The organism is Aquimarina sp. AU119 (assembly GCF_900312735.1).
Classification (GTDB): Bacteria; Bacteroidota; Bacteroidia; order Flavobacteriales; family Flavobacteriaceae; genus Aquimarina; species Aquimarina algiphila.
Genome location: NZ_OMPF01000022.1, coordinates 189720 through 202421 on the forward strand (window position 1 = coordinate 189720; position 12702 = coordinate 202421).

Sequence of the window (12702 nt, forward strand, 5' to 3'; positions counted from 1 at the left end):
CTTTTTCTTTACTTTTAAAAACATCGATCATTCTATAAATCGCACACCATGAAAACATTAGTAACATTCATCATCACTTTGATTCTATTTTTTTTGACCATCACCGGTAACGCAAATTCTTCTTTAAAAGCTAATTTTACTACCGGTAATCCTGAGATTAAATCAATTAATTCTATGACCTTCGGACCCAAATGCATATTATTTATTGGGGATAGTAAATCTGCACAGATAGTTGCAATTGACGTAAGTTCACATCCAAAAGTTGATAATAGTAAGGTAAAAATAGACCTTTTGGATCAACTTATTGCTGATATGTTAGGTACTACAACAGACCAAATACAAATTACTGATATGGCTGTTAATCCTGAGAATAATAATATTTATTTATCTGTACATCATGGTTCTGGAACTGCTATATTATTTAAGGTAGATAATAATAAATTAAAACCAGTATCTCTAGATAATATTTCTCATAGCAAAACTTCTTTACTTGATCCAATCGCAATGGATGCAAAAGACAAACGAGGTCGAGAACTTCGTAAGTGGGCGGTAGCAGATATGCAATATACTTCTGGAAAAATTATGTTATCTGGTTTAAGTAATAAAGAATTTGGATCCACTTTTCGGTCAATCGATTTTCCATTTACTAAAGAACAGAATTACAGCTCTCTAGAAATTTATCATGCTGCACATGGTAAGTATGAAACACATGCTCCTATAAAAGCATTTGTTCCTACTAAGATAAAAGGGAGTTCTCATATTATTGCTGGATATACATGTACCCCATTGGTCATATTTCCTACAGATCAAATCAAACCAGGTGTTCATAACAAAGGAAGAACTGTGGCAGAACTCGGCAGTGGAAACAGTCCTATAGATATGATTGAAGTGGAAAATGGAGGGAAACGATATTTACTTATTGCCAATAGTAATAGACCTCTAATGAAAATGGAATTTTCTGATTTAGAAACTTATGAAGGTTCTCTCACTACTCCTGTTATCAAAAAAGGAGCTGCTGTAGGTGTTGATTATGTAAATTTACCTTTTGTAAATGTCCAACAATTAGATAACTACGGACCATCAGGGTTCTTAATCGTACAACGAGAATCGAATGGAAATTTAGCTTTAAAACAAGGACGTACCTGGTGGATCGAGAAATAATACTAACAAGCCATGCATAACAAGGTTAAAAGCATTGTTAGTGTCATATTTATATCGTTTTATTTTGTTTTGGGGATGTTCTCGCAGACATCTCCAAGGTTTAGCTTTGGCAAAACCCGTCTTACTATAACAGATGAGTTTAACCTTTCTAATAATCTTAAGGTGTATAGAGGCCAAATTTCTGAAGAAGAACTTGATCGTACACATCCCATACTGGGTACAATACAGATAGATGAGCTAGAACTTCATTTTACACCATTGGTGCCTTTTGGATGGAATCAGGAGTATACCTTTATATATAACAATACCATAGAATATTTTACTTTAGAGATACCTGAAGCGTATAATTATCTTGCGGTAGAAGCGATTTATCCTTCTGCAAAATCACTCCCTTCGAACCTGTTAAAGTGGTATGTACAATTTTCTCATCCCGTTAATGAAGTTCATGTGTACGATTATATTCGTTTTATAAATAATCAGGGAGATACATTATCCAGGACTACTTTATCTCTTGAAAATGCTCTTATTAGTGAAGACGGAAAACTGTTAACTGTCTGGATAGAGCCCGGGCGACAAAAACGTGATTTAATTCCTAACAAACAATTAGGGCCAGTATTCGAAAACGATGCTATGTATCAATTAATCGTATTAAAAAACATAAAGGACCGACAAGGTGTTTCCATGCAAAAAGATTTTACTCATTTGTTTAAAATTACTTATGCAGATCGAATACAGCCCAGTATGGGTTCTTTCAAAATTTTACCTCCAGAAAACAATGATGATTTGGTTATTTTTCTTGGTGAATCCATGGACTATGGTAGCACCCTAAATAGCATGAAAATTATTAATGCTGAAAAACAAGAAATCTATGGAGAATGGCAACTAACAAACAATGAATCAACATTAATTTTTACTCCAAAACATCCATGGAAAAAAGGGCAATATCAAGTTTTGATTGATTCTCGCCTAGAAGATCTGGCAGGAAACAACCTAAATAGATTATTTGATAGTGAAGTTAGTATTTTAGATAAAAAGCAACTTTACGATGAATATAAACTAGAATTTAGTATTAAATAAAAGGTGGGCTTTGATCTCGATTTAAAAATAAATCTTACAAGATTCTGGCAATAATTGTTTTATTTTCTGTTTCTCTTCTTCTGTAAGCTTATTATGAGTTATCTCTAGTCTTTTTAAATTCACTAAATGTTTAATCGTCTCTGGTAAATTTCTTAATTTATTTTTGTTAAGAATTAATACCTCTAAATTTTTTAAATTACCTATTAAACCTGGAATGTTACTTAAGTTATTTTTACTTAGATCTAGTTCTTCTAACATCTCCATATCTTTTATAACTTCTGGAAAAACATCTAATTTTGTATCTGATAAATATATCTCCTCAAGTTTCGTTAGGTTTGTTAAAGATTGTGGTAAACTTTTTATACTATTTTCATTAAGCATCAAAAACTCCAAATTTTTTAGCTGACTAACTGCATTAGGAAAACTATCTAATTTTATATCCAATACATATAATTTCTTTAGTTTAGTGAGCTTTGCTAATGATTGTGGTAAAGTTTTTATCTTATTTTGATTGAGAACCAGAGTTTCTAAATTTTCTAACGTACTCACTACTTCTGGAAATTCTTTTAATTTATTTCTTTCTAAACCTATTGATTTTAAATTTGTTAGATTTTCAATAAATTCAGGAACAGTCTTTAGCCCTAACCCTCCAATACTAAGTGATTGCAAGGTTTTTAAATCTCCAATTACGGTAGGCAAAGCATCGAACTTATTATCTATTAAATATAGTCTTTTGAGACTGGTCAGATTTTTAAACGAATCCGGTAAATCGCGAAGCTTATTTTTATAAAGTTCGAGCATTTCCAGATTTTTTAAATTGCCAATGGATTCTGGCAATCTTTTTAATTTATTTTTGTTCACCCTTAACATCTCTAATTCTGTAAGTTTCCCTATAGATTCAGGAAGATAAGTCAGTTTATTATTATGAAATTCTAACCAATATAAATGATTCAAACCCCCAATCTCTTTTGGTACATGGGTTATATTGTTATTTGCAAGATCAAGTGTTCTCAATTCTTTTAATCTCATCAAATATGATATTTCTTTTATTTTACCATGTGTAATTCTTAAATCTTTTAATTTGATGAGTTTAGTAAATGACTGCGGTATTTCTTTAAGGTTAGTTTCATAAATAAAGAATATTTCTAAATTGATTAGCTCCCCTATTGATTCTGGTAATTCGCTAAGTTGGTTTCTAAATATTTTTAGATCTTTTAAATTGCTAAAAACTCCTATAGAATCTGGTATTACTGAGGGTTCCCATTTATCAAAACTTAAAGATTCAATATTTTCTTTATTCTCAAAAGCTCTTATTATATAACTAGGGTAAGTATCTTTTTGAGCATTAATATTAGAATACCCAAATAGTATTATTAAAATAGAAATCAATGAAGTTTTTGTTATTTTTAAAAGATGTAATAATATCATATTCCGTCTATTTTATCTAGTACTAGTTTTCTATATGATTTTCCTATCGGTAAAACCTTAGTACTATTAAGTATAAGTTGATTCCCTTCTATCAATTTTAATTCGTTGAAATTAATCACAAAAGATTTATGAATTCTAATAAAATTCTCTTTCGGGAGTTTCTCATAAAAATCAGATAATGTATTAGGGGTTAACACCATAGTATCAGTAAAAATCTTAATATAATTTCCATAAGCTTCTATATATTGAATGTCCTCAAAACGTATTTTTATGAGTCTCTTGTCACTTTTTACAAAAATAGCTTTAGGTGGCTCCTCTTTCTCTGAAATGATTTTTACATCATTTTCTACAGTATTCTTTTTTTGAGTTTTTAGTACTGCCTGTATAAAACGTTCTAATGAGAAAGGTTTTAACAAATAATCAGTTACCGATAATTCAAATCCTTCTAAAGCAAATTCTGGATACGCTGTTGTAATAATGACTTCTGGACGGTCTATCATCGTTTTCAATAAACTCAATCCTGATAATTTTGGCATATTAATATCCAAAAATAAAATATCAACCATTTGTTTCTGCAATAACTCCATTACCTCAAAAGCATCTTTACAAGATGCTATTAATTCCAAATTTGGGACTTGTCCAATATAATTTTCTAAGATCTGACGAGCAATAGGCTCATCATCTGCGATAATACATTTTAATAGTTTCATTTAAAGTTGTAATGTTAATTGGACATTATATTCTTCCTCTCCTTCATTTATGTCAAGTATATACCTGTCTTGGTATATTAAATTCAAACGTTTTTTTGCATTTTCCAAACCGATTCCGCTTTTCCCTTGTTCTAAATCAGACTCAAGATTTTCAGATGTATCGATAGTATTTTTACAAATAAACATTAATTCCCTTTCATTAAGTTGCAAGTCAATCATTACTCTATTTTCATCTTTTTTAGAAACTCCCAAATGTTTAAATGCATTCTCTACAAATACTATTAATAGCATTGGGGCTATATATAAAGCTCCCGTATCAGAAGGAACATTTAGAACTATATTTGTTTTGTCTTCTAAACGTATCCGTTCTAAAGATATATAGTTTTGCAGATATTGAATTTCTTTTTGTAAAGGAACTACTTGTTCTTTAGTATCATATAAACTATACCTGAGTAAGTCTGATAATTTGAGCATCAAATCAGGTAATTTATTAGAATTTACTACAGATAATCCATACAAATTATTTAAAGTATTAAACAAAAAATGAGGATTTAATTGTGCCTTAAGTAATTTTAATTCAGCATCTTTTATCTCTTGTCTACGTATAAAACTGTCTTTAGCAATTTTTATAGCAGTGCTAAAAAGCAATGCCAAAATCATAACTGAAAATAGATTGTATAGCATACGCCATTCAAACTTTTCAAAATAATTACTCATAAAATATACAGCAATACTACTAAAAACAAATGCATTTAAACAGAACAACAATATTCCCAATAGTTTATTTTTTCTGTTAAACAAAGGAACTATTTTGAGATTGTTTATATATACTGGGAAAATCAAAAACAGTACAGCAAAAACAGCCGTAAGAAGTCTATTTTCTGCTTGTATAGACATCGCGAGTATTAACATGATAAAAATCCATACGACTATATTTTGTACAAATTTGTTATCTATAAATCGATCTAGTTTAGACATGTTTTTTATTTAATTGCTCCCAAAAATACTAGAAAATGCTTCGAAAACACTTATATTAATGATGAAAGGAAGTCTTTTCCTTGTGAACATATCTAATTTGCTGATTAAGGTCACTATCGAGGTTTTACTCCTATTGATCATCAAAATCAATCCATTGGTCACTCTTTATTTTTTATGTATGGTTTTAACATGACTTTTGAAATGTATTAATTCAAAAATCAATCATTATGAAAACCATCCAAAATTTAATATTATATGTTATCCTTGCTTGTTTAGCCATATTCAATGCTATATCTGCTCAAGAACAAACCTTATCATCTATTACAAATAAATATACCACAAAACTTAAACAAGAAAACAAAGGGGTGGGAATTCTGATTAAAAAAAATAACAATACAGAAACGACAAGTCTAGGAAATTTTGATCTAAATGGTAATACCGTTTTTAATGTGGGGAGTGCTACAAAAACATTTACCGCGATACTAATACTACAAGAGGAGGAAAAAGGAACATTACAACTTACAGACAGTATTGGTGCTTATCTCTCTCCTATTAAAAATGTTGATGGTTCGCTTACCATTGAATCATTATTGAAACACCAAAGTGGTCTTGGTGAAATTGTTGGTAGAGATACTCGAGTGTATTTTTATGCTACCAAGGACTCTGTTTATCGTAAAAATGTATTAAATAAATTTCCAAAAAGTGATCCGTCAATGGTTGGTCATTATTCATATTGTAACTCTAACTATATTCTCCTTGGAAAAATTATAGAAAAAGTAACAGATAAGGACTACTTTGATTTATTAAGGGAGCGAATTTTTATTCCATTACAAATGGATGATTCTTACCCTTATGTCTCTAAAACAATTAAAAATTTAGCTCGACCATACGATAAAAACAAGGACGTATATGAGCTTTTGGATTATCGTTTTTTTGCTGATTATGCATTCTCTGCCGGAAGTATTGCTTCTACCCTTTTTGACATGGAAAAATTCTATACTGGTCTATTTGAAACTGAAATCCTTCTAAAAAAAGAAACCGTAAATAAAATGCTTCCTTCTGCAGAAGAAAAATATGGACTAGGGCTAATGACCTATACTCATGATAACACAATACATTATGGTCATGGAGGAAATAACATTGGATACGCTTTTAGAAACACATATGATCCAACAACTAAAAACTTGGTTCTATTATTTAGTAACAATCGTAGTATTCCCTTCAAAGCATCCATACAAAAGGATATGTTAGATTATTCTAATAGTAAAAAAGTAACTACATCATTAAATCAAAATATAGTTGCTGATTTTAAAGATTTTGTGGGAGAATATAATCTGGTTGAAGCCAATGCAAAATTGGAGATCGTTGCAGAAAATAATGAAATGTACATGCTCATTCAAGGCCAAAAAGTCCTTCTGGCCTATGAAGATATTAATACACTATATGATGTCAAAGTCGGTGTGAGATTACAAAGAAAACCAACAGATAAAAGCATCATCACCTTTAGACAAGATAGTTTTAAAGCAGAATTAAAAAGAGTAACCAAATAGTACATCTACACATTAACCTTAAAAATAGCAAAGATGAAATTAGATATACAAAACGTATCCAAAAAATACAGCGGAAAAAAATACGGATTAAAAGATTACAGCCTTAGTATTGAAAAAGGAATTCTAGGACTATTAGGTCCTAATGGAGCAGGAAAATCCACCTTACTAAAAATGATTGCGACCATAAGTAAACCTACTAACGGGGCTATACATTTAAACAAAAACAATATTATTAAAGATCCAAACTATATGCGTAAACAATTAGGGTATCTTCCGCAGGATTTTGGAGTATATCCAAACTTAAATGCCTATGAATTTCTTGAGTATATGGCCGCATTAAAAGGTATTGGAGGCACACAATTAAAAAAAAGGATTGCTCTTTTATTAGAAGGATTAAATTTAACAGAAGTTGCAAAAAAACCTATAGGAAATTATTCTGGAGGTATGAAACAACGTATCGGAATTGCACAAGCATTGCTCAATCATCCTAAAATAGTATTATTTGATGAGCCTACTGTTGGTTTGGATCCAGAAGAACGTGTACGTTTTAGAAATCTAATCTCAGAATTAGCAAATGACTGTATCGTTATTCTGTCCTCTCATATTGTTTCTGATATTGATACCATTGCAGACGAAGTTGCAATAATGAAAGATGGGCAACTACTTACCAAAGCATCCCAAAATACAATTGTTGATTCGATTAAAGACAAAGTATATGAAACTACCATTACCAAAGAAGCAATATCTGGTTTTAGTGCTAACCATGTAATCTTAAATACAATTCGCAAAAAGGAAAATATTATCGTGCGTTATATTTCCGAGGAAAACCCAAAAGATAGCAAACTATGTCAAGCAACCCTTGAAGATGCGTATCTATACCTAACTAAAAGATAATAAAGACATGAAAAAGTTTATAATCTTACTAAAATCTGACTATCTGCAACGAACGCGTAGTTATCCATTCCTAATTACATTATGTATTAGTTTAGCCATAGCGTATACTTTTATTCCACCTCCTGATGCTACGTATTCTACCATACGTATTGGTGATTATCAAGGTTACTATAACTCAGAATGGATCGGCTATGTAACCGCTATAATGACAAGCATCTTTCTTTCTCTAGTAGGATTTTATTTGGTTAATAGTGGAATTAAAAAAGATATATCCAGTAAAATAGGACAAATTATAGCAACTACTAAGATTTCTAATTTTCAATACCTATTATCTAAAGCCATTGGAAACTTTTTAATCCTGTCTACAATCGCGTTCATTATATTTATAATGAGTATTTTACTTTTTTTTATATACAGTACTGGTTACTCTTTTAAAATACTCCAGTTTATTATTCCTTACGCCGTTATAGTACTACCTTCGTTACTCTTTATTTCTGTACTAGCAGTTTTCTTTGAAGTTTTTTTAGGACGTATTCCCGTACTACAAAATATACTATTTTTCTTTCTTTTTTCACTAATACTGGTTAATGACAATTTTGGAACCAAAGAATTTGGATGGGATATCTTTGGCACCAGAATTATTCTGGACCAAATGGAAGAATCAGTGCGGGAAATTTCAAATATAGAGAATACATCAGGGTTATCTATTGGATATGCTTTGGGAAATATTTCAAAAACCAAATACTTTCCTTTTGAAGGAATTCATTTTCCCGGATCATTTCTTCTAAGCCGATTGGCATGGATGGGATTAGGTCTGTTTTTATTAGGTTTTGCTTCTATATTTTTTCATAGATTCAAAATTAAAGAACGTTTTCAACCCAAAAAGATAGAAAATGTATTAAAAACTGTGATTAAAAGTGATATTAATATTTCGAAACTACCAAAAATTGAAAAGTCTTTCAGGGTTTTACCATTAATAAAAACCGAATTTGTATTGCTTGTAAGAAGCGGACATAAATGGTTATGGGTACTTAACATCATAGGAGTGTTATCGCTTTGTTTTGCTCCTCTATCTGTCGCACATCAAATCATATTACCTATACTTTGGTTTCTTCAGGTAAGCAGATGGTCTTCTTTAGTAACCAAAGAAAAAAACTTTAATACACACTTCTTTACTTTTGCTTCGTACCGACCACTTAGAAGACTTCTTCTATCTCAAGTGATATCAGGGATTTTATTAGCGCTTTTATTAGCCACACCATTGCTGGTAAGGTATTTGATACTACTTGATTTTGCTCATATTACAACGATTTTATTAGGAGGTGTATTTATTGTTTCTCTTGCAGTTGTATTAGGAATTTTAAGTAATGGAAAAAAGTTATTCGAAATCATATTTTTTATGCTTACTTATACCAACATTAATGCTATACCATTTACAGATTACTATGGAGGATTACATCATCACCATGCATATCTTATGGCAATAACCATAGTCTCAGCTTTTCTGTTAATCGTGAGTTACACTATTAGAAGTATAGAGCTAAAAAAAATATAAATAGTGATACTAAGAAAATTAAAAAGCTTCCGAAACATATGCTTTCGGAAGCTTTTGATATTATGTATATATATTTAAAATTATTTATGAATGATAAATCTTTTTGCAATAGTCTTTTGACCTGTATTTACTTCTAAGATATACATTCCTTCAGGTAAATTTGTCACATTAATATTGTCTTCTGATAACTTATCCCTCATCACAGTTTGACCAATATAATTTACAATTCTAAACGCTACATCTTTCTGATGTATACCTTTTATAAATAGTACACCTTGCTCTATCGGATTTGGATACAAAAACATATCATTTATTCCTAATTGAGTAAGGTTATTCTCTTTAGAAAGGGTTGACGTACCAATATTTATTGTATAGTCTTCTACTTCTCCATAGGTAAATGTATCACAAGCTCCTGAAGCTGTACTATATTTCATAGATACTCTCATTCTGGTATTACCCGAAGAAGCAGTATTAGGAACATCAAAATTAAAGGATTGATTAGCACTACTATTTGATGAATTTGAGACTATCTGTTCTGTAGTATCAAAAACACCATCTTGATTATAGTCTATCCAAACACTAAAATGTTCTCGATATGCTGTATTAGCAAATCCTGCACTTAATATAATGGTATTGGCTCCATAACCAATTGATCCTACCAAGCTTGTAAAATCTCCATAACCTCCATTGGCCACAGTTGAATTTGCAATACCTCCTATTTCAACATAGTCAATATATTCAAAGCTGACATTAGTTCCTGTAGAAGTACAATACGTAATTGTGGTTTCTACTGTGGTCACGTTAATAATATCACTTGATGAAGAAGTATTTCCTGCAGCGTCTCTGGCTTTAACTGAAAAAGTATATGCAGTGTTTGGTGATAAACCTGATACCACATGACTGGTTCCTGTAACTGTAGTAATGAGTGTTGTTCCTTGATATATTTCATATCCGGAAACTCCAATATTATCTGTAGATGCATTCCAGAAAAGGCTTACAGTAGTTCCTGTAATTGCTCCTGCAGTAAGTGATGTTGGTGTTGAAGGTGACTCAGTATCTGGTGCAGAAGATCGTATCACAAGGTTATCTATAGCCATATCACTTCTGAAACTTGATCCTGTAGTTCCTTTAAATTGTAATTTGATAACCGATCCGGCATAAACAGACAAATCAACTGATGCTTGATTCCAGGTATTTCCCGCATCTCCACTTTTTGTCCAGATTGAAGTATAATTAACACCATCATCTGTACTTGCTAAAACCTCCATGCTTCCCATATTAGATCCATACATATGATATCCAAATTCTAAAGAAACACCCGAAAGTGAAGCCAAATCAATACAAGGACTTGTAAGAAGTGCTGTCTTATTATTAGAATTACCAGAAGCCTCTGTATACAGATAAAAAGAACCATCTTGTGCTGCAGAAGGACCTGTTGAAGATGAAGGTGTACCTCCAGAATCACGGGTCCAATCAATACCATCTCCAGTTTCATTGATCCATACTCCTATACTAGTTTCAAAACTCTCATTATAAGGAAAGTTACTTATTCCTGTACAAGGTTGTGCGTCTGTAGTTGTAAAATTAATTAATGTTCCGTACGGAGAACTGGCTCCGCCTGCACAGTTACTTCTTACTTGCGCTTCATAAGCAGTAGAAAGTGTTAATCCTGTAATATTAATTGTATTCGTATCAGATGATAAAGTTGTCCAGTTTGTAGTTCCGGTCTCACGATATCTCACATCAAAAGTAGCTCCAGAATTAGCACTCCAACTTAGCGTAGCCGTTGTGGTTTGAATATTTGAAGCAACTAATCCAGTAGGTGCCACTCCCCCAATTGGTGTTAATTGAACATCTTTAATGACTGTAGCATAATCTGCTACGGTAACACCAGTTAATGTAACCGATTCATAGCATTCTGCTTCATATAAAATATCATATGTCCCCGCTTTTATTGGTCTATAATAATCTCCTTCTGGCAGTTCTGTAGGTACCCATGATTCATAACTCTCACGTCCTTTTACAGTTACTTTTGCTTCGATAGGCTGGTTAGTAACGGCATCAGTAACCACGCCGTGTATCCCATAATTTACCTGTTTTAAAAATGCAATAAGAGCATCTCGATTATAATTCCAAAAATTTACCAACTGACTAGCAGCCGGGGTTTTATTATCTGATAACTCAACGGTTACTTCTCTTCCTTTATGATTATAAATCTGATAATCTTGTCTTCCTCCTTGTACTTCATACCAGGCAAAACCATTGGTAATTCCGTTATTCAAAGCATCAAAATATCCAGCAGGGCTATTAGCTTGACATAAATCTCTATATTCTTCAGAAACATGAATAAAATAATCCTGATCAGGGTGAGCTCCTGCATACGTATCCCAAGGATAATTAATCAATTCTATTCCCCCATGAAAATTAGCAGATAATACAAAATGTTTGGATGCGGCAAAATTCATGAAAGCAAGTGTTTCTATTTGATGTACATTACCATCCGGATTCACTCCATCATCTGGATCAGGATAATTTCTATTTAGATCCACATTATTTGCATTTCCTCTAGTTGCATTTGCTACAGATGTGTTATTTGGACTATTTCTATAGGTCCCATCTGGATTTGCTAATGGATTAATCCAAACTTCGTTATTATCAAGAAGATCTTTAATTTCTGCATGTTTTGGATGACTTGTATCCTTGTATGCATCAAGTAAATAATCAATTAGATTTAGCATCATTGGATATCCAGCAATTTCATCTCCATGCATAGAGGATGTATACATTACCCTTGGTTCTTGTTCATTAAGATCAACATTATCAGATAATTTTACAAATAATATGGATTTATCTCCTTCTGTTGTGGCTCCAATATTTTCTACTTTACACATAGAAGGATTATCGGTTGCAAACTCATTCATCATAGTTACATAATCAGCATATGTTGGATACGCTGTAAGCGGATAACTAGTTGCTTTCACTGCAAGATCAGAAGTCATTAATCTTTCTCCAACAATATTATCTTCTGTAGTAATGGTAAAACTGATTTCTTTCTTTAAAAATGAAGAAAACTGATTTTTATTGGCCATTACTTTTACAATATTGTTAGCATCATCATAATGTACAATAGATAGTTCTTTGGTAATTGTGCTTAATTCTGCTTTGTTTTTTACTTCAAAGCTAAAAATTACTTCCCCCTTAATAGTAAGGTATTCGTTGGCGAGTTCTTTGTTACTTTTTTGTGCAACAAGAGAGATGCTCATGGTGCATGACACCAAAAGCACTAATAAGAATGTGTTTTTCATCGGTTTTAAGAGTGATTTAAATTGAGTTAATTATTGATTTAATA

At 31.5% G+C, this 12702-nt stretch carries 9 protein-coding genes; 5 read left to right on the forward strand and 4 right to left on the reverse strand.

Going from position 1 to position 12702, the window contains the following annotated elements:
• Positions 1 to 48 precede the first annotated feature (48 nt).
• Positions 49 to 1161, forward strand: a complete 1113-nt coding sequence (locus tag DK442_RS18725) for a hypothetical protein (RefSeq protein ID WP_109437425.1) — start codon at positions 49 to 51, stop codon at positions 1159 to 1161.
• A 12-nt stretch (positions 1162 to 1173) separates the two neighbouring features.
• On the forward strand, positions 1174 to 2238 hold the full coding sequence (locus DK442_RS18730) for an Ig-like domain-containing protein (protein WP_160114262.1): 1065 nt from the start codon (positions 1174 to 1176) through the stop codon (positions 2236 to 2238).
• A gap of 21 nt (positions 2239 to 2259) precedes the next feature.
• Here DK442_RS18730 and DK442_RS18735 read toward each other — a convergent pair whose 3' ends face one another.
• From DK442_RS18735 to DK442_RS18745, 3 genes are read right to left on the reverse strand one after another with little or no spacing between them, the layout of a single operon-like run.
• Entirely contained in the window at positions 2260 to 3666 is a 1407-nt protein-coding gene (locus DK442_RS18735) for a leucine-rich repeat domain-containing protein (RefSeq protein WP_109437427.1), read from the reverse strand.
• Positions 3663 to 4376: a LytTR family DNA-binding domain-containing protein gene (locus tag DK442_RS18740; protein WP_109437428.1), complete on the reverse strand. Its 714-nt coding sequence runs from the start codon at positions 4374 to 4376 to the stop codon at positions 3663 to 3665. The genes DK442_RS18735 and DK442_RS18740 overlap by 4 nt, the downstream gene beginning before the upstream one ends.
• On the reverse strand, positions 4377 to 5354 hold the full coding sequence (locus tag DK442_RS18745; protein ID WP_109437429.1) for a sensor histidine kinase: 978 nt from the start codon (positions 5352 to 5354) through the stop codon (positions 4377 to 4379).
• 227 nt (positions 5355 to 5581) lie between these two features.
• Between DK442_RS18745 and DK442_RS18750 the strand changes: the two genes are divergently transcribed.
• From DK442_RS18750 to DK442_RS18760, 3 genes are read left to right on the forward strand one after another with little or no spacing between them, the layout of a single operon-like run.
• Positions 5582 to 6904: a serine hydrolase gene (locus tag DK442_RS18750; protein ID WP_109437430.1), complete on the forward strand. Its 1323-nt coding sequence runs from the start codon at positions 5582 to 5584 to the stop codon at positions 6902 to 6904.
• Between the two features lie 33 nt (positions 6905 to 6937).
• On the forward strand, positions 6938 to 7798 hold the full coding sequence (locus tag DK442_RS18755; RefSeq protein ID WP_109437431.1) for an ABC transporter ATP-binding protein: 861 nt from the start codon (positions 6938 to 6940) through the stop codon (positions 7796 to 7798).
• A 7-nt stretch (positions 7799 to 7805) separates the two neighbouring features.
• Entirely contained in the window at positions 7806 to 9353 is a 1548-nt protein-coding gene (locus tag DK442_RS18760; RefSeq protein ID WP_109437432.1) for a hypothetical protein, read from the forward strand.
• An 80-nt stretch (positions 9354 to 9433) separates the two neighbouring features.
• Here DK442_RS18760 and DK442_RS18765 read toward each other — a convergent pair whose 3' ends face one another.
• Positions 9434 to 12658: a M14 family zinc carboxypeptidase gene (locus tag DK442_RS18765; RefSeq protein WP_109437433.1), complete on the reverse strand. Its 3225-nt coding sequence runs from the start codon at positions 12656 to 12658 to the stop codon at positions 9434 to 9436.
• Positions 12659 to 12702 lie beyond the last annotated feature (44 nt).